General features: G+C 58.3%; 21 protein-coding genes and 2 pseudogenes. 9 read left to right on the plus strand and 14 right to left on the minus strand.

What is annotated here, in order from left to right:
- Nucleotides 1–26: 26 nt before the first annotated feature.
- Nucleotides 27–938 carry an RluA family pseudouridine synthase gene (locus ABVS15_RS00110; RefSeq protein WP_369281777.1) on the plus strand — a complete coding sequence of 304 codons (912 nt, stop codon included), beginning with the start codon at nt 27–29 and terminating at the stop codon, nt 936–938.
- Between the two features lie 45 nt (nt 939–983).
- On the opposite strand, the gene ABVS15_RS00115 is transcribed toward ABVS15_RS00110, so the two are convergent.
- A complete protein-coding gene (locus ABVS15_RS00115; protein ID WP_369281778.1) occupies nt 984–2,081 on the minus strand; it encodes a metal ABC transporter substrate-binding protein in 1,098 nt (365 codons plus the stop codon).
- Nucleotides 2,082–2,260: 179 nt separating this feature from the next.
- On the minus strand, nt 2,261–3,418 hold the full coding sequence (locus ABVS15_RS00120; protein WP_369281779.1) for an FtsW/RodA/SpoVE family cell cycle protein: 1,158 nt from the start codon (nt 3,416–3,418) through the stop codon (nt 2,261–2,263).
- A gap of 203 nt (nt 3,419–3,621) precedes the next feature.
- Between ABVS15_RS00120 and tsaE the strand changes: the two genes are divergently transcribed.
- The 4 genes and pseudogenes from tsaE to ABVS15_RS00140 form a co-directional block, all read left to right on the plus strand.
- Nucleotides 3,622–4,050: a tRNA (adenosine(37)-N6)-threonylcarbamoyltransferase complex ATPase subunit type 1 TsaE gene (gene tsaE, locus ABVS15_RS00125; protein ID WP_369281780.1), complete on the plus strand. Its 429-nt coding sequence runs from the start codon at nt 3,622–3,624 to the stop codon at nt 4,048–4,050.
- Complete coding sequence (gene tsaB / locus ABVS15_RS00130; protein WP_369281781.1) at nt 4,047–4,757, plus strand: tRNA (adenosine(37)-N6)-threonylcarbamoyltransferase complex dimerization subunit type 1 TsaB; 711 nt, start codon at nt 4,047–4,049, stop codon at nt 4,755–4,757. Before tsaE ends, tsaB begins: the two co-directional genes overlap by 4 nt.
- Nucleotides 4,754–5,386 carry a uracil phosphoribosyltransferase gene (gene upp, locus ABVS15_RS00135; protein WP_369281782.1) on the plus strand — a complete coding sequence of 211 codons (633 nt, stop codon included), beginning with the start codon at nt 4,754–4,756 and terminating at the stop codon, nt 5,384–5,386. The genes tsaB and upp overlap by 4 nt, the downstream gene beginning before the upstream one ends.
- 3 nt (nt 5,387–5,389) lie before the next feature.
- Nucleotides 5,390–5,437, plus strand: a pseudogene (locus ABVS15_RS00140) (4Fe-4S binding protein); the annotation flags it as partial.
- A gap of 206 nt (nt 5,438–5,643) precedes the next feature.
- Here the strand turns inward: ABVS15_RS00140 and ABVS15_RS00145 are convergent.
- From ABVS15_RS00145 to ABVS15_RS00160, 4 genes are all read right to left on the minus strand, one after another.
- Entirely contained in the window at nt 5,644–5,886 is a 243-nt protein-coding gene (locus ABVS15_RS00145) for a DUF3343 domain-containing protein (protein ID WP_369281783.1), read from the minus strand.
- Nucleotides 5,883–6,086, minus strand: a complete 204-nt coding sequence (locus ABVS15_RS00150) for a sulfurtransferase TusA family protein (protein ID WP_293009351.1) — start codon at nt 6,084–6,086, stop codon at nt 5,883–5,885. Before ABVS15_RS00150 ends, ABVS15_RS00145 begins: the two co-directional genes overlap by 4 nt.
- A gap of 15 nt (nt 6,087–6,101) precedes the next feature.
- Nucleotides 6,102–7,217, minus strand: a complete 1,116-nt coding sequence (gene yedE, locus ABVS15_RS00155) for a YedE family putative selenium transporter (protein WP_369281784.1) — start codon at nt 7,215–7,217, stop codon at nt 6,102–6,104.
- 185 nt (nt 7,218–7,402) lie between these two features.
- Nucleotides 7,403–8,308, minus strand: a complete 906-nt coding sequence (locus ABVS15_RS00160; RefSeq protein WP_369281785.1) for a selenium metabolism-associated LysR family transcriptional regulator — start codon at nt 8,306–8,308, stop codon at nt 7,403–7,405.
- 219 nt (nt 8,309–8,527) lie between these two features.
- Between ABVS15_RS00160 and ABVS15_RS00165 the strand changes: the two genes are divergently transcribed.
- From ABVS15_RS00165 to ABVS15_RS00180, 4 genes and pseudogenes are all read left to right on the plus strand, one after another.
- Nucleotides 8,528–8,707 (plus strand): hypothetical protein, encoded by a 180-nt coding sequence (locus ABVS15_RS00165; protein ID WP_369281786.1) that lies wholly within the window; start codon nt 8,528–8,530, stop codon nt 8,705–8,707.
- 97 nt (nt 8,708–8,804) lie between these two features.
- Nucleotides 8,805–9,194: a hypothetical protein gene (locus tag ABVS15_RS00170; RefSeq protein ID WP_369281787.1), complete on the plus strand. Its 390-nt coding sequence runs from the start codon at nt 8,805–8,807 to the stop codon at nt 9,192–9,194.
- Between the two features lie 233 nt (nt 9,195–9,427).
- A pseudogene (locus tag ABVS15_RS00175) lies at nt 9,428–9,763 on the plus strand (LysM domain-containing protein); the annotation flags it as partial.
- A 138-nt stretch (nt 9,764–9,901) separates the two neighbouring features.
- Nucleotides 9,902–11,404 (plus strand): LysM peptidoglycan-binding domain-containing protein, encoded by a 1,503-nt coding sequence (locus ABVS15_RS00180; RefSeq protein ID WP_369282191.1) that lies wholly within the window; start codon nt 9,902–9,904, stop codon nt 11,402–11,404.
- A gap of 186 nt (nt 11,405–11,590) precedes the next feature.
- Here ABVS15_RS00180 and ABVS15_RS00185 read toward each other — a convergent pair whose 3' ends face one another.
- The 8 genes from ABVS15_RS00185 to ABVS15_RS00220 all read right to left on the minus strand — a co-directional run bounded on the left by ABVS15_RS00185 (nt 11,591) and on the right by ABVS15_RS00220 (nt 20,834).
- On the minus strand, nt 11,591–12,712 hold the full coding sequence (locus ABVS15_RS00185) for a glycerol dehydrogenase (protein ID WP_369281788.1): 1,122 nt from the start codon (nt 12,710–12,712) through the stop codon (nt 11,591–11,593).
- A gap of 69 nt (nt 12,713–12,781) precedes the next feature.
- Nucleotides 12,782–13,633 (minus strand): 3-hydroxyacyl-CoA dehydrogenase family protein, encoded by an 852-nt coding sequence (locus ABVS15_RS00190; RefSeq protein WP_369281789.1) that lies wholly within the window; start codon nt 13,631–13,633, stop codon nt 12,782–12,784.
- A gap of 14 nt (nt 13,634–13,647) precedes the next feature.
- Nucleotides 13,648–14,871, minus strand: a complete 1,224-nt coding sequence (locus tag ABVS15_RS00195; RefSeq protein ID WP_369281790.1) for an acetyl-CoA C-acyltransferase — start codon at nt 14,869–14,871, stop codon at nt 13,648–13,650.
- A 65-nt stretch (nt 14,872–14,936) separates the two neighbouring features.
- Nucleotides 14,937–16,226, minus strand: coding sequence for an acetyl-CoA hydrolase/transferase family protein (locus ABVS15_RS00200; RefSeq protein WP_369281791.1), 1,290 nt, complete (start codon nt 16,224–16,226; stop codon nt 14,937–14,939).
- 21 nt (nt 16,227–16,247) lie between these two features.
- Nucleotides 16,248–17,540: a TRAP transporter large permease gene (locus ABVS15_RS00205; protein WP_369281792.1), complete on the minus strand. Its 1,293-nt coding sequence runs from the start codon at nt 17,538–17,540 to the stop codon at nt 16,248–16,250.
- Nucleotides 17,537–18,082, minus strand: coding sequence for a TRAP transporter small permease (locus ABVS15_RS00210; RefSeq protein WP_369281793.1), 546 nt, complete (start codon nt 18,080–18,082; stop codon nt 17,537–17,539). The genes ABVS15_RS00205 and ABVS15_RS00210 overlap by 4 nt, the downstream gene beginning before the upstream one ends.
- A 64-nt stretch (nt 18,083–18,146) precedes the next feature.
- A complete protein-coding gene (locus ABVS15_RS00215; protein WP_369281794.1) occupies nt 18,147–19,235 on the minus strand; it encodes a TRAP transporter substrate-binding protein in 1,089 nt (362 codons plus the stop codon).
- A gap of 216 nt (nt 19,236–19,451) precedes the next feature.
- Nucleotides 19,452–20,834, minus strand: coding sequence for a sigma-54 interaction domain-containing protein (locus tag ABVS15_RS00220; RefSeq protein WP_369281795.1), 1,383 nt, complete (start codon nt 20,832–20,834; stop codon nt 19,452–19,454).
- Between the last annotated feature and the right edge of the window lie 60 nt (nt 20,835–20,894).

Below are 20,894 nucleotides of genomic sequence, written 5' to 3' on the forward strand. Positions count from 1 at the left end.
GCCGCCGGAGGAAGGGAGCGCAAGCCATGCCCTATGTCTCTTACCGTGTCTTGGAGGAGGATGCCGGTCTGACCGTCCGCCATATTTTAAAGCAGAAGCTGCACTTTTCCTCCCACGCCATCTCCCGCCTGACCCGTGCGGAAGGCGGCATTCTGGTGAACGGACGGCCCGCCCGCACCACCTTGGTCCTTTCTCCGGACGACACGGTGAGCGCAGAGAGCGGGGACGTCCGCCAGCAGCGCGAGGCCCCCATTCCAGGGCCTTGGCCCCTGCCGGTGGTTTGGGAGGACGAGCATCTTTTGGTGGTCAACAAGCCTGCGGGCATGACGGCCCACGTGTCCAATTTCCTGCCGGACACCCCCACCGTGGCAGGGGCGCTGGCCTATTCCCGTGGAACAGATTTTATTTTCCATGCGGTAAACCGCCTGGATAAGGGAACCACAGGGCTAATGGCGGTGGCCAAAAGCGGCCATGTCCACGACCTGCTGCGCAAAACCCTTCATACCGGAGGATTTTTCCGGGAGTACCGGGCCTTGTGCGTGGGGGTTCCCCAGCCGTTGGAGGGAATCATCAACCTGCCCATCGGACGGGACGAATCCTCCGCCGTGCGCCGCACCGTCCGCCCCGACGGACAGGCCGCTATCAGCCGGTATCAGGTTTTGGAGACGCGGAGCAACTTGTCCCTCCTGCGGCTTCTTCCCGAGACGGGACGCACCCACCAGCTTCGAGTGCACATGGCGGCGGTGGGCTGCCCTCTGGCGGGAGACTGGCTCTACGGCACGGAGGACCCGGACCTCATTGCCCGCCCAGCCCTCCATTCTTACCGGATGGCGCTGACCCATCCTATCACCGGCCAGCCGCTGGAACTTTTCGCGCCACTGCCGGAGGACATGGCCCGGCTGCTTGAAGATAATCCCGACCCACAGTTTGGGGACTGACAAGATAAACCGCCGGGAGACAAAGCTGTCTCCCGGCGGTCTTTTTCACTTCATGGTGGTTTTTAGCGTTTCCAGATTCCCTTCCATCAGCGTGAGATAGGTGGCTCCCGCGTCCATCTCCGCCTTGGAAACATTGTGGCAGCTATGAAACAGCGCGGTCTGCGCGCCGGTGGCTTCCGCGATGCTGTCCGCCACCAGATGGTTGGAAAATTCAATATAATACACCGTTCCAAGTCCTTCTTCCTTCACCTTCTCCGTCAAAAACGCGATGGTGGCGGCGGAAGGCTCGGTCTGGGTGCTGCATCCGGGGAAGGCGGCATAGCAGTTAATGCCGTATTCATCCGCAAAGTACCGCAGAGGGAAGCGGTCGCCAAACACCATGGTTTTATTGGAAACCGTTGCAAAGAAGTCCTCAAACTCCTTGTCCAGCTCCATCAGCTTTTCCGTGTAGTCCGCCGCATTTGCCCGATAGTCCTCCGCATGCGCCGGGTCCAGCTCCGCCATCCGCTCGCCGATGGCAGTGGTGATGGCGGCGGCGTTCACAGGAGAGGTCCACACATGCTCGTCATACTCCAAAACCTGCCCGTGCGTTTCCTCAGGCTCGTCTTCGTCATGCGCGTCCACATCCTGCTCGTGAGCGTCCTCCTCGTGGTTTTCCGCGTCTTCATCATGGGCATCCTCGTCTTGGTCATGGTCGTCTCCACTGTGGCTGTGGCCCTCCTCGGCGGTCATGCCCTCGATTTCAGCCTCTTCCTTCAGTTCCACGCAGTCCATCATTTTCATACGGCTCACGCCGTCGTCCACGGTCTTCAAAAGCGTCTCCACCCATGTGTCGGACTCGCCGCCCAGATACATAAACAGGTCGCTGTTTCCCACGTTCATGATATCCTTTGGCGTGGGCTCATAGCTGTGGCTCTCCGCCCCGGGAGGCAGCAGCAGCGTCACCTCCGCCAGATCACCGCACACGGCCCGGGCAAAATCATACGCAGGGAACACGGTGGTCGTCACCTGCAGCTTCGCCTCCTGCCCCTGAGAAGAGGCTGCGCTTCCCGCGCTTTGCGCGGCGCCCCCCGTCGCGCCACAGCCGGACAGTACCGCTGCGGCGGACACCGCCGCCAGCAACTTCAACATATTTATCTTCAATGTAAGGCTCCTTTCAATTTGAGAACGATTTTCATATTCGGAAGTATAGCACAGTCAAAATCAAAATGCAACCCCAAATTTTCCAGTTTTTTGCTTTCAAAATGTAGACTTTTTAAAGGACCCTGCGCTCCGCTTTGGCGGAGCGCAGGGTCCTTTTTTTCCTTAATCAATCGCAGCGGCTATCGGTTCCAGTTCATCAACGCCCGCTTTTTCACGCCTGAGACGATGCCCATGGCGGTATACAACGTAACAATAGAGGAGCCTCCATAGCTGAAAAAGGGCAGTGTCAGCCCGATGACAGGCATGACAAACAGGCACATGCCGATGTTTTCCACCGTCTGGAAAATCAGCATCCCCGCAATGCCCACGCACACCAGCCGCGCATAGTCCGTGGTGGCCCGGCGGGCCACCCACAGGCAGCGCAGGATGATGGCTGTTAGCAGCACAATCACCAGGAGACATCCGAAAAAGCCCAGTTCTTCGCCAATCATGGCGAAGATAAAATCCGTGTGCCGCTCCGGCAGAGCGCCCCGTCCCGCCTGGGTCTGGGTCCCCTGAAACAGGCCTTGTCCAAACCAGCCGCCGCTGCCCAGCGCCAGCAGTCCGCGGGTCTGCTGCCAGCCCACGCCACGCGGGTCAAAGCTGTGGTCAAACAGCACGCGGAACCGGTCCGCCATGTGGGAGGGCAGCTTTCCCATAAAATACAGCGCCAAGACACCCACTGCCATGCCGCCGCCGCCGAGGATAAACCACCGCCACGCAACCCCCGCCACCAGTGCTACGCACACGAAAATGAATACATAGACCAGCGCGCTTCCCATGTCGCTGGACACCACGTAAATCAGCCCAACCATAAACAGGAGGTGGCCCGTGGGCCCTGCCACGCTGCCAAGGCTTTTTAGCTCCCGCCGCCGATCCTTCACCCATTCAAGCTGTTTAGACAAAAGAATGATGAACGCAATCTTCACCACCTCCGCCGGCTGAATGGAAAAAGGCACATGGGGAATCTCCAGCCACGCCCGGTTTCCATTTCGGACGACACCCAAAGGCGTTCGCAGCAGCAAGATAAGCACCACGCTGGCCGCCAGAATGAGCTTCCAGTGCTTCACTAAAAGCTCCACATTCACCATGGACAGCAGCACATAGGCAACAAGACCAATCAGCATGGCCGCGCCCTGAACACCTACAAATCGAATCATACTGCCGGTCCCCATGTAGCGAGTGGCGCTGGCAATCAGCACCATTCCAAACAGAGTACACCCGCAGCAAAGGCCCAGCAGCACCAAATCAGCCTGCTGGAAAAAATCGGACAGTGTGGCGCGAAGACGGTTGAACATGGCATCTCCTATCAGAAAAACCGTGATTTTACAGAGTATATAGTATACCACAGGAGGTACGGCGTGTAAACCAATGAAATTTGTTTTTACATGGAGGAAAAACTGTGCTATACTATTTCCGGTAATTTTTTAGGGTCCGTACACCGCATTTCCGGCTGTGGCCGAAAATTGTGGGGCGGCGCCCCGGGAGAGGAGGCGGAAAAATGGAGTATCTGTCCCACAGCGAGGCCGAGACGGAGGCGCTCGGCGAGGCGCTGGGAAAGCGTCTGGCGCCGGGAACCGTGCTGGCCTTTCAGGGAGAGCTGGGCATGGGGAAAACGGCGTTTACCCGGGGGCTTGCCCGGGGACTTGGCTGTACGGGCCGGGTCACAAGCCCCACCTTCACCATTGTCAACGAATACGAGGGGCGCATCCCTCTGTTCCACTTTGACATGTACCGCCTGCCGGACTCCGACGCGCTGTTTGACATCGGCTGGGAGGATTACCCGGGCCGGGGCGGCGTGTGCGCCGTGGAATGGAGCGAACGAGTGGAGGACGCGCTGCCGGAGGATACGGTGTGGGTGCGCTTTTCCCGCCGCCCGGAAAGCGACGACTGGCGCGGCATTACAGTAGAGGGAGTGGACGGCTTTTGAAAATTTTAGCGCTGGAAACCTCCGCCAAGGCGTGCTCTGCCGCCGTGACGGAGGGCGGGCAGGTGCTGGCCTCCTGCTATCAGAACACCGGACTGACCCACAGCCGGACCCTGATGCCCATGGTGGAATCTTTACTGAAAAATGCGGATTTAAGCGTGGCGGATCTGGGCCTGATTGCCGTGGCCGCCGGGCCGGGGTCCTTTACCGGCATCCGCATTGGCGTGGCCGCCGCCAAGGGACTGGCCTTCGCCGCAGACCTCCCCGCCGCTGGTGTTTCCACGCTGTACGCCATGGCGCTGGGGCTGAGCCATATAAATGGCCTGATTATCTGCGCCATGGACGCCCGGCGGGCGCAGATCTACAACTCCCTGTTTGAAGCGAAAGATGGCAAGCTCACCCGTCTGTGCGAAGACCGGGCCGTCGGCCTTGCGGATTTGGCCGAGGAGCTGCGCGGCGACCCCCGCCCGCTCATTGCCGTGGGCGATGGCGGCGCTCTATGCCAGCGGGCGCTGGAGGAGGCGGGAATTCCCTGTGATTTAGCTCCCGCAAGGCTTCTGCATCAACACGCCGTGGGCGTGGCCCTTGCCGCGGGAGAGCTGGCCCAAGCGGGCACGCTGACCACCGCCCAAAACCTATCCCCCGTATATCTGCGCCCCGCCCAGGCGGAGCGGCTGCGAGACAGAATAAAGAAGGAGAACGCGACATGAACGACAACATCCACATTCTGAACCATCCCCTGCTCCAGCATAAGCTGACCATCCTGCGCAACAAGGACACCAGCACCAAGGACTTCCGGGAGCTGGTGTGCGAAATTGCCATGCTGATGACCTATGAGGCCACCCGCGACCTGCCTCTGGAGGATGTGGAGGTGGAAACCCCGGTGGCCCCCGGCGTTTTCAAAACTCTGGCGGGCAAAAAGCTTGCCATTGTGCCCATTCTGCGGGCGGGCCTTGGCATGGTAGACGGCGTTTTGAAAATGATTCCCGCCGCCCGGGTGGGACACATCGGCCTGTTCCGGGACCCGGAGACACTGGAGCCGGTGAAGTATTACTGCAAAATGCCCGCCGACATCGCCGAGCGGGACGTGATCATCGTGGACCCCATGCTTGCCACCGGCGGCTCTGCCTCCGCGGCCATCACCTTTATGAAGGAATACGGCTGTAAGCACATCAAGCTGATGGACGTGCTGGCCGCACCGGAGGGCATCAAGCGTGTGGAAAAGGACCATCCCGATGTGGAAATCTATATTGCCGCTCTGGACGACCATCTGAATGACCACGGCTATATCGTCCCCGGTCTTGGAGACGCAGGGGACCGGATTTTCGGCACCAAGTAATTTTTCTGCGGGCAATGTGCCCGTGTATGCCCGAGTCATAGTTTTTCATAAAACTGATTGCCATTGATTCAAAAAGTGGTCCCGCCGTTTTTAACGGCGGGACCACTTTTTGAAGTCTCACTGATTCCGAAGATGCCTAAGCCCCTTAAAACGGCCCAAAAAGCCTCAAATGCACCCAACAGCGCCCGAAAGCACCAAAATCATATCGGAATCGACCTGCACCCCTCCGAAGCACGGAGAACCTCGTCTGCCGAACTTCACGCATTTTTGAGCAGCACGACGTACCGCTCCCCAGCCTCCAGCGTGCAGACCTGCTCCATGTCCACGTCCATGTCCGAAAGGCATGGATCTTCCGCCTCGTAGCGCAGGCAGGTCCCGCAGGAGGAGCTGAGCCTCCGGGGCGTGGGCATCATCTTGGCGGAAATACCACGGGCAGCCAGTGTGCGGGCGGTGGTCAGTGCCGCCAGATGCGTGTGAAACGTGGCAACGTAGCAGCTCATTTTTTCAGCAGCAGGCGGAAGTCCCGGCCCTCCGGCGTCACGGACACCTGATAGCCGCTGCCGCCCGCATAGCGGGTCACATTTTCCACGGAGCACTGGTTGTCCACCAACACCTCCAGTTCGGCCGGACTGCTCTGCTTCACCTCTTTTTGCACCATTACCACCGGCGTGGGACAGGAATAGCCTCTTGCGTCAATCATTCTGAATTCCTCCTCTTATACCGCCGTTGTCTGCCGGGCGGCAACTTTTTCCTCTTTCGGCAGGTTTACCACAGAAATGACGGCCAGCACCGCAAAGCCCAGAAGCACCGCGACCTTGCCGGTGTTGGAGATTCCGCCCACCACCAGCTCCTTGGCCTCATTCAGCGCGTCGGGATTGCCCGCCAGGCCAAAGTTATGGGCCAGCGCGCCGCCCACGATCATTCCGAACACAGTGACGGCGGAATCGCCGTTGCCCTCGCCCGCCAGAATCAACTGGCGCAGGGGGCAGCCGCCCAGCAGCACAGAGCCCCAGCCCACCAGCGTCATGCCCAGCAGATTCCACAGGTGACTGCTGTGGGCTATGGGCTGGAGCGTAAACCCGAAGTGGAAATTTCCGTTGATGAGATTGCCCACCAGCACCACCAGGAAAATGGCAATAAAGCCATACAGCAGCTTAAAATCCTGGAACAGCAGCGCATCCCGGATGCCGCCCACGGTGCACAGTCTGGCCCGCTGGGCAAGCGCGCCCACCGCCAGAGCAACCACAAGCGCAACCAGTGCAGGCGCGTGCTTGGAGCCGGGGCCTTCCTCGCTGAACTTCAGCAGAGAGGGAACCGCCAGCAGAATCAGAAGCAGCCCCGCCATCACGGCGGGCAGCACGCCGCCCTCGGCCCGGCCCACCTCATAGGCCCGCTTCAAAGAGAAGCCACGCTTGAGGAATTGGACGCCCACCAGAATGCCCAGCGTGAAGCCCACAAGGCCCACGATGGCGTTGGCGTCACCGCCGCCAAGGCGCAGGACCATCCGCAGCGGGCAGCCCAAAAATGCCAGTGCGCCGATCATGACAAAGACGCCCAGAACAAACCGCGTGGCGGGAGAAGACCCCGCCTTTGCCCGGAATTCCTTTCCGGCCACGGACATGATGAATGCGCCCAGCACCAGTCCGATGACCTCGGGACGGGCATACTGCACCTTGGCTGCGCCGTGGAGCCCCACCGCGCCCGCAACGTCCCGCAGGAAGCAGGCAATGCAAAAGCCCATGTTGGAGGGGTTTCCAAGCATTGTCAACGCCACCGCCGCCAGACCCACCAGACCTCCGGCAGCCACCACAACCCAATTCACCTTTTTCATTTCAACTCTCCCATCTATAAAAATTTCCGTATTTTTTCACAGTTCTTGGAATTTATTATAAAATGGTTCCACAAAAAACGCCAATCTTTGTTTACAATTTCGTAATAGTTACTATCGTTTTTTGCGATAATCTATAAATTTCAGTAAAAAAGCACGGAGAGCGGACCTGCGCCGCTCTCCGTAATTTATCGTTTCAACTCTGATCTCAGGTACCCCACAAACGCCTGCTCCGTCCGACTGAGACTCACGTCCCTGCGCCAGACGAGGTAAATCCGCCGGGAAAAGCCCTCCTCGTCCAACTCAAAGGTCAGCAGCCGCCCGGCCTCCGCCTCCTCCCGCACGGACAGCTCCGACATCACCGAAACGCCCATTCCTCCCGCCACGCTGCGGCGGATGGCCTCCGGATTATCCATGCAGGCAACGATGTGCAGCTTCTCCGGCAGGATACCGTGCTTTCTCCAATATGTCTCCGCGGCCTGACGGGTTCCGGAGGTTTCCTCCCGGATGATAAAGGGCTCGTCCAGTAGGTCCCGTCCGCAGGCTCCCCGGGCCTTCAGGGCCTGAAACCGCTGCGTAGGGGCCGTGACCAGCACCAGCCGGTCCTCGCACAGGGTCTGACAGGTAAAGGTCCGACGGTCCGGCGCGGCGCCCACCACGCCGATGCGCACTTCGCCCTGGCTCAAAAGGCCGTGGACCTGCGCACTGTCCCCCCTACGGAGAAGAAACCGGCTCTCGCCGTGACGCTGGAGAAAGCCGGAAAGCAGCCCCGGCAACAAATACTGGGCTGGGACCGTGGACGCGCCGACGCTCAGCTCCACCCGTCCCTCCGCCGCCATGGGGTCCTGCAGCAGGCGGCAACGGTCCAGAATGTCCCGCGCCGCGCCATAAACCCGGCGGCCCTCCTCCGTCAGCGTCAGCTTCCGCCGCGCGCCCCGCAGAATCAGTTGAACGCCCATGGCCTCCTCCAAGGCCAGAATATGGGCGCTGACGGTAGACTGCGTGAGGTAAAGCTCCTCTGCCGCTCTGGTAAAGCTGCCGTATTCCGCCGTGGCGGTGAATGCCTCCAGCTGTTTCAAATTGATTCTCAGCATATCCATCCTCACAATCCCGGCGGGTATCGCTCCTGCCCGGACAATCTGGCTTTGCAAGCACGGGGCCACCGGGCGCACAGCCGTGGCATAAGCTCTCTGTGGCTCTATGATAGGGCTTTTTCCCCCCGACTGTCAACCCCTCCCCGTTTTTCGACGAATTTCACTGCAATGTTCCTTTAAAATCAAGTCCGGGCGCAAGACACGCGCCCGGGAGGAACTATGAAACATATTTTTTATCTGCCGCCCCGCGTTCGTCTTCTGCTGGCCATTCTGGCCCTCGCGGCGGGACTTTTCCTGTCATGGGGCCTTTGTGGGACGGACGGGCTGGGTCTTCTGGTTCTGCTGCCCTTTGCCGTCCTTTTCATCCGGATGAACCCGGAGCTGTGGCACGGACAGTAGATTTCTCCGTGGACTGCGGGGCAAAATCTCCCATGTCACTGTGTTATTCCGCTCCCCACCATCATAAAATATGATCAGGAGAGGAGTGATTGCGGACGTGTTTACCCAGCTGATCAACCCCAGTGTGGACGCTTACAACATCGAAACAGGCGCTTTTTGGGGCGAGGCCCGGTTTACGCCCACACAGGAAGCCGAGCAGGCCCTGTTGGATTGGATTAATTACGGCGTCAAGCCAAAATCCCTTTTGATGCTGGAGTCAAATTTCGAGCCCTCCGAACAGTATGTCCCCATTGTCCCCAACCAGGTTTATCACCAGAAGGGCATTTTCCGGGCTCTGGTCAAAGATGGCAGCTCCGGACGGTGGTTCCCCGTCGAGGCCCGGATTACATACGACTGGCGGACAAGGAGCGTGGAGCCGGGGCTTCATTTCAACAGCGTGGAATTTGACAACATTCAAATTACGGACTTTGTCGAATCCTTTTACTGACCTCTCCGCACCCGGCAAGGCTGCTCCGTCCCGAATGCCCGGAGCGGCATACGTCCGCATTCTTTAAAAGGCGCCGTCTTCGGACGGTGCCTTTTTCATTGCCATTGGTTTAGGGGCAAACGTGCGCAGCCTGCATAAGATGGAACAGCGAGCTGTTCCTCCCGTCAATTTTAACAGATGCAAGGTGTTTATATATGTATCAGATGAATTCAAAAACATGTCCTTCAAACGCTATGCAGCACACCATTAAAAGCGGAGATACGCTCTGGAAGCTCTCCCAGGCAAACGGCGTCAGTGTCCAGAGCATTCTGGACCTCAACCCGGGCGTTGATCCACGGAATCTGAAGATTGGCGCAACGCTCTGCATTCCTGCGTCCACATCCTCCGTATCTCCGTCCCCCCCATCCACTTCACCCGCGCCCCGTACCTGCCCAAGGGGTGCCTCCTCGTACATAATTCGTACCGGAGACACCCTGTGGAAGCTCTCGCAAACGCACGGTGTCAGCTTGCAAAGTATTCTGGACCTCAATCCGGGCGTGGACGCCCGAAATCTGCAAATCGGCGATGTGGTCTGCATTCCCCTTCCGACCGCACCGCAGCCACCGGCTCCCGCTCCAACGCCCGCGCCTGCACCTATGCCTACTCCAGCGCCTGCGCCTATGCCTACTCCAGCGCCTGCGCCTATGCCTACTCCAGCGCCTGCGCCTATGCCTACTCCAGCGCCTGCGCCAACCGTACCTGCCCCGCCCGCACCGTCCCCCTCCTGCGGAAACGAAACCTTTTCTTATGCCGTTCAGCGGGGCGATACCCTGTGGAGGCTTGCCCAGGTTTTTGGCGTCAGCGTAGAAAGTATTCTCAAGCTCAACCCCGGTCTGGAAGCCGACAATATGCAGCCCGGCGACGTAATCTGCGTTCCTCTTGTGCCGGCTACAAAGCCGGTTACTCCCACGCCCAAGCCGGTTATGCCTGCTCCCAAGCCTGTTAAGCCAGCGCCCAAGCCCCCTGTCGTCTGCGGAAGCGACGCGTTTTCCTATATGGTTCAGAGGGAGGATACCCTCTGGAAGCTCGCCCAGATTTACGGCGTCAGCGTAGACAGTATTCTCAAGCTCAACCCCGGTCTGGACGCACAGGATTTGCAGGTGGGTACCGCAATCTGCATTCCCTTTGCCCCTGCGCCCAAACCGGTTACTCCGACTCCAAAACCCGTAACTCCCACGCCGAAGCCGGTCACTCCCACTCCGAAGCCCCCCGTCGTCTGCGGAGACGAAGCGTTTACCTATACGCTTCAGCGGGAGGACACTCTCTGGAAGCTCGCCCAGATTTACGGCGTCAGCGTGCAAAGCATTCTCAAGCTCAACCCCGGTCTGGAGGCTAAAAATTTGCAGGTAGGCACTGCAATCTGCATTCCCTTTGCCCCCGCGCCGGAGCCCTCTGTTACGATGCCGATTACGATTACGCCCCCAACTATCACGCCCCCAACCATTACGGCGCCGTCTATCACGTTCCCATCCATTACGTCCAAGGGCATCACGCCACCCTCAATTACCATGCCCTCGATCACCATGCCTTCTATCACCGCTCCCACAATTACCTTCCCCTCTGTAACGTCAAAGTCTTCGGAAACCACAACCACAAAACCCACCACACCGACTGCTTTGCCCTCTATCTGCGGGGATGAAACCTTCTCCTATACGATTCGGCAGGGCGACACCCTCTGGAAGCTTGCCCAGATGTACGGTGTCAGCGTGCGAAGCATTCTGGACCTCAACGCCGGTCTGGACCCCCAGAACCTGCGCATCGGAAGCGTGATCTGCATTCCGGCCGATATGGAGCCGCCTGCACAGATGCCTGCGCAGCCGCCCGTACAGACGCCTTCGCAGCCCCAGCCCTCCTCAGATACGTTTATGTACAGAGTAAAAAAATGCGACAACATTTGTAAAATCGCAAAAGCCCACTTCGTCAGCGTAGAGAGTATCATCCGAAGCAATCCCGGCATGCAGCTCTACTGCCTGAAGGAAGGCACGTATATCTTTATCCCCATGAACCGCTGCCACGGGTCGGCCTGCCGCTACACCGTCAAGTGCGGAGATACCCTCAACCGGATCGCAAATCAGTTTAACCTCCCTCCCGCCGCGATTATGGCAGCAAACCCCAATGTGGACTTCGCAAACCTTGTGAAATGCCAGCGCATCTGCATTCCCAAGGAATAAATTTCTCTGTGCTTTTCTCTTCCCTCCAAAAACGTGCAGGGGCCTCGCCAAAAGGTGGGACTCCTCAGTCTGTGGAGAAACCCGGATGACATCTCCCCGTCATTTTAGCTTCTTCGACAGGCTGAAGCGAGGGGCCGTTCCTTAAAGAACGGCCCCTCGCCTTTTCATGTGATCATCCGGCTTCATTCAGTTCTGCACCTTTGCCTTCTGCTTACGGCTGGCTCCAAAGGCCGAGGCCGCGTGCATCGCCCGCATCAGCTCCTCCGCGGTGATGCCCTGTGCGATGGCGTCCAGCCGACTGCCGGGAACGCACTGCTTACGGCACCATGCCATCAGGTCCTCCTCGGGGACCTGATCCAGACGGATGTCCTCCATGGTCACGGGAAGTCCCAGCCGGACCATAAAGTCCACCAGCTCCTCCGCCTGCTCCATGTCCGCCTCCGGGTCCAGCATCAGCTGGGTCACGATGCCAAAGGAAACTTTCTCCCCGTGCATGATCCCGTGAAGCTGGGGAAAATCCGCCAGACGGGTTCCAAGCACATGGACGGCAGCGGTTCCGCAGCTCTCCCAGCCGATGCCGGAGAGGAGAATGCTGGCCTCCGCCACCCGCTCGTATGCGGGCGTGACCACGCCGCTTTTGGCGGCGAGAATTGCGGCCTCCGCATCGGCGCGGATGACCTCGCAGCAAAGCTTTGCCATGGTCCGGGCAGTGATGGTGGGCAGGTATTTCAGCCGCGTGGGCATATGGCTGAGATAGCTGGGCTCCGCCTCCATATACGTGGCCAGAGAGTCCGCGATGCCCGCAAGGAACATTCTTAGCGGCGCCTTGATGCACTCGGCGGTATCCACCAGCACGATGTCCGGGTTGGTGGGCCAGCCCTCCGTATCGCTGAAGCTGCCGTCCTCGTTGTACCAGACGGTACAAGCGGTGGGCGGCGCGTCGCTGGAGAGAATGGTGGGCGCCACAATGCAGGGCACCCCCGCCTGATGGGCCACGCCCTTGCTCAGGTCCAGCGCCTTGCCGCCGCCAAGACCGATGATTGCGTCAGACCCGGCGTCCTTCATCACCGCCACCACCCGGGCGCATTCGGCCCGGGAGCACTGGCCCTCCAGCATATACTCTCCCGGCTGAATCCCGGCCTGCTCCATGGCAGGCAGCACCGCGCCCTCTGTGGAGGCTTTGGTGCGATGGCCCCAAAGCAGCATGGGCCTTTTAATTCCCCGCTCGCTCAAAAGCCCCGGCAGCTCCTGTAAAACGCCCGCTCCCTGCATATATCTGGAGGGAAGCGCGATTAGTTTTCCTCTCATTGATGTTCCTCCGTTTCCAGACAATAGGATACCACGGGGCAGCGCTCCGGGAAACCCTTTTTTTCCACGTTACTTGTTGTACTCATAAAAGCCCGCGCCGCTCTTCCTTCCCAAGCGTCCTGCGTCCCGCAGTCGCTGAATCTGCGGAGAGGGACGGAACCGCTCCCCATAGGCACTGAATAGAATCTCGTCCACATTCATATTCAGGTCGTGGCCCGTCTGGTCGATCAGCTTGAAAATACCCATAGGATGGCCCAGCCCGTACAGGCAGATTTTGTCCACATCCTCCACGGAGCACACGCCCTCTTCCACCAGACGGCAGGCCTCGAGATAAAACACGTGGAACATGCGGTTCAGGGCAAAGCCCACCACATCTTTCACACGCACCGGCTCCTTGCCGATGGAGCGCAGCACTTCAAACACCGTGTCCACCGTCTCCTCCCGGGTCTGAAGACCGGGAATCACCTCCACCAGCTTCATGATGCTGGCGGGGGAATTGAAGTGGGTGCCGATGAACGCCCGGTCAGGTCCCACGGCGGCAGCCAGCTTTGTGATGGAGATGCTGGAGGTGTTGCTGGCGATAATGGTTTCCGGCTTGCAGACCATGTCCATGTGCTTATAGGCGTTGGTTTTGATGTCCAGACTTTCCAGAACCGCTTCCACAATCAGGTCGCAGTCCGCCATGTCCGCCACATTTCCGCTGGCGGATACCCGGCCCAGAATTTGCTCTTTCAGGTCCTCCGTCAGCTTTCCCTTGGCAATGCGCCGATCCAGCGCCGCTGCCTGCTTTTCCTTGCCCTTGTTTGCCAGCTCCTGATTCACATCGGTCAGAACCGTTTCATATCCGTTCATGGCAAAGCACAAGGCAATTTCCGAGCCCATCATGCCCGCGCCCAATACGCCGATTTTTTTCATTTCCATTGTATTTGCTCCTCTCAATCGCACCGCCGGATCAGCATGGCGGTGCCCATGCCGCCGCCCACGCAAAGCGTGGCCAGACCCAAGGTTTTGTTTTGCTTTTTCAATTCGTGCATCAGCGTCACCAGAATCCGCACGCCGGAGGCCGCAACGGGATGACCCAGCGCGATGGCGCCGCCGTTGACATTGGTTTTTTCCAGAATGGCCTCCTTGGTCATTCCGTAGTGGGCGCTCCACTCCTTCACGCAGCCAAGGGACTGTGCGGCAAACGCCTCGTTCAGCTCCATCAGGTCCACGTCCTTGAGGGACAGTTCCGCCTGATTCAGCGTCTTGATCACCGCCTTCACCGGACCCAGGCCCATGATGGCCGGGTCGATACCCACCGTGGCCATGGAGACGATTTCCGCCATGGGCTTCCACCCGTTGGCCAGCACCGCTTCCTCGGAGGCCACCAGCATCACCGCCGTGCCGTCGTTGAGCTGGCAGGCGTTTCCGGCGGTAACCGTTCCGCCCTCGCTGGCCTTTTTAAAGGCGGGGCGCATGTTGGCAAGGGCCTCATACGTCGTTCCCGGGGTATTGCTCTCGTCGGTGTCGAACACAAATTCCCGGCCCTTGCGGTCCTGATAGCGGATGGGAACGATTTCGTCCCGGAACCGGCCGGACTCGATGGCCTGCCGGGCCAGTGTCTGGGAGCGGAGGGCAAATTCGTCCTGCTCCTCCCGGGTAATTTCCTCTTTCACGGCCACATTTTCCGCCGTCATTCCCATCAGGTACCCGTTGAACTGGTCAATCAGGCCGTCGCAGTACAGGGAGTCCTGCACATCCACGGAGGTGGGGCCCATCTTGGTGCCCTTGCGGACCCGGTTGGTAAGAATATAGGGCACCTGAGACATATTCTCCACGCCGCCTACCAGCACCAGATTCGCACCGGCCTGAATGGCGTTGTACGCCAGGATTCCGGCTTTCAGCCCGCTGCCGCACTGCATGTTGACCGTGGTGGCGGGAACGTGGTCGGGGATGCCCGCCTCCAGCTCCGCCCGGCGGGCGATGGAGGGGCCCTGCCCTGCGGAATGCTGATGAGCCACCAGAACCTCGTCAATTTCACCCGGATTCACGCCGCTTTCCGCGATGACAGCTTTCATCACCTGCGCCGTCATGTCTCCCGGCTTCACCGGGGACAGGCTTCCGAGAAATTTTCCGATTGCCGTGCGCTTGGCGGCAACGATGTATGCTTTTTTCATAATATAAGACCCTCTTACTTTTGTTTTCATGGAAGAGGGCGGGGCGGATTCGCCCCGCCCCATCATTACCAGATCAATCCCTCTTCCACAGCCTGACGGCGAAGCTCCTCCCGGAAATCCGGGTGGGCAATTCCGATCAGGGCTTCCGCCCGCTGGCTGACCGTTTTGCCGGCAAGATTCACCACGCCGTATTCCGTGCAGATATACTGCACATCAAACCGGGAGGTAGTCACGGGCGTGCCCGTCTCCATGTGGGGAATGATGCGGGAGACTGCGCCCTTTTTTGCGGTGGAAGGCAGTGTGATAAAGGACTTTCCCCCCTTGGACATCTGGGCGCCGCGGACAAAATCAATCTGTCCGCCGCAGCCGCTGTATTGCCTTCCGCCGATGGTATCCGCGTTCACCTGACCCAGCAGGTCCACCTGCAAACAGGAGTTAATGGAAATCACATTGTCATTCTGGGCAATGACATAGGGGTCGTTGGTATAGTCCACCGGCACCACCAGAAGATCGGGATTGTGGTCCACAAAATCAAACAGGCGCTTGGTGCCGATCAGAAAGTTGGAGACAATTTTGCCCTTGTCCAGCGTTTTGCAGCTATTGTCAATGGCACCGGACTCATAGAGGTCGATAATTCCGTCGGACAGCACCTCGGAATGAATGCCCAGATGCTTCTTGTCCTTGAGGAAGTTCAATATGGCGTTGGGCAGGCCGCCGATTCCAAGCTGCAAACAGGCGCCGTCCTGGATAAAGGGGACGATGTGGGCGGCAATCTGCTCCTCAACGCCGCCCGTCTCGCTCTTGGTAAGCTCCGGCAGCGGCTGGTCGTGAATCACTATGTAGTCCAGCTTATCCAGCGAAACCTTGGCCCCATATGTCCACGGAAGAGAGGGGTTGATCTGTGCCACCACGATTTTTGCAGCTTCCATGTTGGCCACGGAATAGTCCACGTTTAGCGCATAGCTGCAATTGCCCTCCTCGTCGGGCTCCGTCAGCATCACAAAGAACACATCCGCCGGATGCTCGCGGTAATACTTGGGCATCTGGTAGTAAAACGCGGGAAGAGGATCTACCCGTCCCTCCCGGTAGGCCTGCCGGGTGCCCCGGTCCAGAAACTGGCTGACGTGACGGAAAATCCCCGCATACTGAGGCTCCAGAAACCGGGGAGTCTCCCAGATATTGTGGGCAATGACCTTTACGTCTTTCAGCTCCGGTGCCCGGTCCGTCAGTGCATCCATCAGGTGCATGGCCGTGCCCGCCGCCTGCTGGAGCACCACGGTGTCTCCGGATTTCACGCATTTGACAGCCTCTTCCGCAGAGACGATTTTATCTTGATAGGTTGCTTTCCAATCCATTTTTTCTTATCACCTTTTCAATCAGGATCCATAGCCGAACAGCCAGGGGATGCCCAGAGAAATCACCGGGATATAGGTCACCAGCATCAGCGCCACAATCAGCGCCAGCAGGAAGGGTACAATCCGCTTACACAGCGTGGTAAACTGGATATTGCCCAGCGAAGTAGCCACAAACAGGTTCAGGCCCACCGGCGGCGTGCAGAAGCCGATCGCCACGTTCAGGCACATCATCAGACCAAAGTGGATAATATCCACACCGTAGTCGGCGGCAATGGGCTGCAGGATGGGGGCCAAAATCAGAATGGCGGGGGTTCCGTCCATGACGCAGCCCACCATCAGCAGGAAGACGTTCATGGCAAGCAGCACCAGGATGCGGCTGTCGGTCAGTCCACCGATCCAGCTTGCCAGCTCCATGGGAATCTTCTCCAGCGTCAGCATCCGGGCAAGAGCCGTGGCCGTGCCCACGATGACCATGATGGTGGCAGTAGTGACCGCGGAGGTAGAAAGAGAAGCCACCAGCTTTTTAAAGGTCAGCTCGCGATAAATCAGGAAGCCCACCACTAGGGCATACACCACAGCCACGGCGGCCGCCTCGGTGGGGGTGAAAATGCTGCCGTAAATGCCGCCCAGAATAATGACCGGAACCAGCAGCGCGCCGATGGCGGAGACGAAGGTCTGCCCGACCCGCTTCCAGGTAAACTGCCGTCCGTTGCCCTGCCAGCCGTTTTTCCGGCAGATATACTGGGACACGGCAATGAGCAAAATGCCGCACAGGATGCCGGGGCCAAAGCCGCCCAGGAACATGGTTGCAATGGATGCGTTGGTTGCCACGCCATAGGTCACGAAGGGAATGGACGGGGGAATCAGCACGCCCAGCACGCCGGCGGCGGCAATCAGCGCATAGGAAAAGCCCTTGGAATAGCCCTGCTTAATCATGGAAGGCACCATGATGACGCCAATGGTGGCCACAGTGGCCGCCGCAGAGCCGGAGATGGCGCCGAAGAACATACAGGCCAAAACGGTGACAATTGCCAAACCGCCCTGCTTGTGGCCCACCATGGAGTCTGCAAAGTCAATCAGCCGCTTGCTCAGGCCGCCGCCTTCCATCAGTGCGCCCGCCAGAATGAACAGCGGGATTGCCATGAGTGTGAAGGAGTCGCAGGCCGTAAACATGGTCTGGGCCAGATAGGACAGATTGAAAGAGCTGGAGGACAGCATGTACAGGGTCACGGACATACCGATCGACCATGCGATGGGAACGTTCAGCACCAGCAGAATAAAAAAGGTGCCAATCAGAATCAATCCTGCATTCATTCTGCATCTCCTCCCTGTTTCATCATTTTCTCACTCTCAGTCTCTTCCATGGGAAGAATCCCAACCAGCTGCTTTACCAAAACCACCAGCCGCTGGAGTCCGCGTACGATCATCATACCCGCGCCCACATAAGGCGCCGCGTATGCAAACTGCATATTGATGTTATTGGCAGCGGAATACTGGGGCCGCACGCCCATAGAACTCAGAACCTGCATACCCACATAGCACAGCATGAAAAAGAATGCCAGGGAAATCAAAGACGCGATCATGTACAGCACAACCCGTGCCTTGCCCTTGAGAATCATGGGCAGCAGGTCTACGGACATGTGGTTGCCGTTTCTCACGCCCTTGCTTGCCGCGAGATAAATGACCCAGATGCACAGGTAACGGGCGCTCTCCTCCGTCCAGCCCACGGGAAGGCCCAGAGCCCGGAATACCACCTGAATAAAAATAATGGCACAGGTGATAAAAAACAGAACGGCGCAGACGTAGGTTTCAAAGAAATTCAAAACCCGGTCCAACATTTGGTTTGCTTTTGCCATTGTTGTCTCCTCTCCATCGCCGCCTCCCGGATGCTCCCGGGAGGCGGCCGAATTTCATGCGTAATTACTTATCGACGCCGGTAATTGCTTCCAACTCACCGTTGGTAAACTTGTCGTTGCAAACCTGAATTTGCTCCAGATAGGTATCCAGATTGGGCTCGGTGCCCTGCTGGCGGAACCAGTCGTACACGCCGGTAGTGGTGGCCTTGAATGCTTCCCGCTCCTCGTCGGTGAGGCGGATGACGGTCATACCGCCGTCAGCCAGCTCCTGATATGCGCCCTCTTCACCCTCGGCGGACAGCTTGAGTTGATACTGGCAGGCCTCCTGTGCGGCCTGATCCACCGCGGCCTGAAGCTCGGCGGGCAGGGACTGATAGAAGTCATAGTTAATTGAAATGGCGGTGGCATCATAAACGGCGGCCACGTCGGTGATATACTTCTGCACCTCGTCATAGTTGCCGGTAGAGGCGATCAGCGCAGGGTTCACCTGGCCGTCCACGGTTTTCTGCTGCATCGCGGTGAACAGCTCAGAGAAGGCCATGGGCATGGGGTTGCCGCCCATGTCGGTGTAGACCTTCAGCAAAATGTCGTTCTCCTGCGTGCGGATCTTCAATCCCTTCAGGTCCGCAGGGGTCTTGACCTCCCGCACAGAGTTGGTCAGAGCCTGCCAGCCATTCTCAAAGAACGCCAGAGGATAGATACCACTCTCCTCGGCGATCTTCTTGGTCAGTGCCTTGCCGTCCTCACTGTTCAGGAAGTTCTGGATGGACTCGCGGCTGTTGAACAGATAGGGAAGCTGCATGAACTTAAAGCTGTCGGTAAAGTTGGCCAGCACCACGGCGCCGCCCTCGGCCATCTGGATGTTGCCCTGCTGGCACTGCTCGTAATACTCTCTGTTGGAGCCAAGCTGCCCGTTGGGATATACCTCTACCTCGATGCGGCCGTCGGAATACTGCTCCGCCAGCTCCTCAAACTTGTAGAGGCCCTGAGTAATGGGATGATCCTCGGCCACGGAACCGGCCAACTGGATTTTGTAGGTTTCTCCACCCGCCTGGGAGCCTTGAGAGCCCTGGCTGCCGCCGCCGCACCCGGCCAGCAGCGTGCTGACCGAAAGCAAGGCCATGAGCAGTGCGCTTAACTTTTTCATCTTCATAGTCTTCCTCCATATTTAAATTGGCAATAAATCGTGCCTTATCTAACCTAAAGCAATTACTGTGCCATCTCCAAGGGTATATTTTGCACAAATTTGGCTTGAATAATTTGTCTCAAATTTAACATTGCTTCAAAAAGTCTAAAAACGTAGAAAAAGCTGTCTATATTTTTAGAAAGTCTAAAAATATAGACAGCTTACAATTTTACGCAGGCACACCTAATCCGAGCCCGCCGCTTTCAGTTTTTTATAAAGCCCGGAGCGGCTCACCTGCAAGCAGTCGGCAGTCTTGTCCACGTCTCCGCCGTTCTCCTCCAGGACCCGGCGGATATAAGACGCCTCCAATTCCGCCATCACCTGTTTGAGAGGCCTCTGCCCGTCTGGCAGGGCGGGCGAGTCCGCCTCCTTGTCGGCATTGCCTCCTCCTATTTCCGTTTCCCAGGAGGAAAGCTCCCCAATGAGCACAAACCGCTCGATGGTGTTGCGCAGCTCCCGAATGTTGCCCGGCCAACTGTAATTTTGCAAATTCGCCAGCTCCTGTGCGGACAAAACCCGGGCCTTTCCGTGCTTACGGTTAAACTGGGCCAGAAAAACGCTGGCCAGAGCCCGCAGGTCCCCCGGCCGTTCCCGCAGCGGGGGAATCGTGATGGGGACCACGTTCAGCCGGTAATACAGGTCCTCCCGGAAGGTTTTTTCCGCCACCATCCGCTTCAAATCCCGGTTGGTGGCCGCGATGATTCTTACATCCGTCTTTTGTGTCCTGCTCCCCCCTACGCGACGGAACTCTCCGCTCTCCAGCACCCTGAGAAGCTTTGCCTGGGCGGTCAGGGGCAGCTCGCCCACCTCGTCCATAAAGATAATGCCGCCGTTGGCCACCTCGAACAGGCCGGCCCTGCCCTCCTTTAACGCGCCGGTAAAGGCCCCCTTTTCATAGCCGAAAAGCTCCGCCTCAATCAGTTCGTTGGGGATGGCCGCACAGTTCACCGGTACAAACACCGCGTCCTTCCTCCCGCTGTGGCGGCGGATGAAGTTGGTGGCAACCTCCTTGCCCACGCCGGACTCCCCGTAAAGCATGATGGTGCTGTCCATTCGGGCCAGCGTTTCCAAAATGGAAAAAATCTTCCGGGTGGCAGGATCATCCGCCACCACCTGATTTTCCCCGCGGTAATCGGTCATCTCCATGGCGGCCTGATAGCCCTTGAGCTTTTCCTTTTCCCGCTGCAGCTCCTTTTGAAACGTCTCCAGAATATCCAGTCTGCGGCTGTATGTCACCACCATGCGCAGTTCGCCCGCGTCGTCAAAAATCGGCGTGCTGACACAGGCCACTTCCTGTCCGGTCTTATTAAAATATGTGCCCAGCGCCTGCCTGCGGGTACGAAGCACCTCGTCCGTCATGGAGTAGCTGACATAGCCCTCTGCCCGAAGCTGATAAATGTCCATCTTTAAAAGCTGCTCCAAAGGGCAGCAGAGCACCTGTACCGAATCTTCGTTTGCATAGATGATTTTCCCGCGTCCGTCCGTGGCAAACAAGTCCGCACAGCAATTTTCCAAAATCAGATGATATTCCTGATCGGTCAGATGGGCTCTTACTTTTCCAGACATGGTTCCGCTTGCGCCCCCTCTCGTGCAATGTCCTTTGTTTTCATCTTGTGGGCATAGTAT

The organism is Oscillibacter sp. GMB15532 (genome assembly GCF_041020825.1).
Classification (GTDB): Bacteria; Bacillota; Clostridia; order Oscillospirales; family Oscillospiraceae; genus Oscillibacter.

Coding starts and splice junctions, on each gene's coding strand:
- ABVS15_RS00110 (WP_369281777.1), top strand. CDS start 27: ATGCCCTATGTCTCTTACCGTGTCTTGGAGGAGGATGCCGGTCTGACC.
- ABVS15_RS00120 (WP_369281779.1), bottom strand. CDS start 3,418: ATGTTCAACCGTCTTCGCGCCACACTGTCCGATTTTTTCCAGCAGGCT.
- tsaE (WP_369281780.1), top strand. CDS start 3,622: ATGGAGTATCTGTCCCACAGCGAGGCCGAGACGGAGGCGCTCGGCGAG.
- upp (WP_369281782.1), top strand. CDS start 4,754: ATGAACGACAACATCCACATTCTGAACCATCCCCTGCTCCAGCATAAG.
- ABVS15_RS00145 (WP_369281783.1), bottom strand. CDS start 5,886: ATGAGCTGCTACGTTGCCACGTTTCACACGCATCTGGCGGCACTGACC.
- ABVS15_RS00150 (WP_293009351.1), bottom strand. CDS start 6,086: ATGATTGACGCAAGAGGCTATTCCTGTCCCACGCCGGTGGTAATGGTG.
- yedE (WP_369281784.1), bottom strand. CDS start 7,217: ATGAAAAAGGTGAATTGGGTTGTGGTGGCTGCCGGAGGTCTGGTGGGT.
- ABVS15_RS00160 (WP_369281785.1), bottom strand. CDS start 8,308: ATGCTGAGAATCAATTTGAAACAGCTGGAGGCATTCACCGCCACGGCG.
- ABVS15_RS00165 (WP_369281786.1), top strand. CDS start 8,528: ATGAAACATATTTTTTATCTGCCGCCCCGCGTTCGTCTTCTGCTGGCC.
- ABVS15_RS00180 (WP_369282191.1), top strand. CDS start 9,902: ATGCCTACTCCAGCGCCTGCGCCAACCGTACCTGCCCCGCCCGCACCG.
- ABVS15_RS00185 (WP_369281788.1), bottom strand. CDS start 12,712: ATGAGAGGAAAACTAATCGCGCTTCCCTCCAGATATATGCAGGGAGCG.
- ABVS15_RS00190 (WP_369281789.1), bottom strand. CDS start 13,633: ATGGAAATGAAAAAAATCGGCGTATTGGGCGCGGGCATGATGGGCTCG.
- ABVS15_RS00195 (WP_369281790.1), bottom strand. CDS start 14,871: ATGAAAAAAGCATACATCGTTGCCGCCAAGCGCACGGCAATCGGAAAA.
- ABVS15_RS00200 (WP_369281791.1), bottom strand. CDS start 16,226: ATGGATTGGAAAGCAACCTATCAAGATAAAATCGTCTCTGCGGAAGAG.
- ABVS15_RS00205 (WP_369281792.1), bottom strand. CDS start 17,540: ATGAATGCAGGATTGATTCTGATTGGCACCTTTTTTATTCTGCTGGTG.
- ABVS15_RS00210 (WP_369281793.1), bottom strand. CDS start 18,082: ATGGCAAAAGCAAACCAAATGTTGGACCGGGTTTTGAATTTCTTTGAA.
- ABVS15_RS00215 (WP_369281794.1), bottom strand. CDS start 19,235: ATGAAGATGAAAAAGTTAAGCGCACTGCTCATGGCCTTGCTTTCGGTC.
- ABVS15_RS00220 (WP_369281795.1), bottom strand. CDS start 20,834: ATGTCTGGAAAAGTAAGAGCCCATCTGACCGATCAGGAATATCATCTG.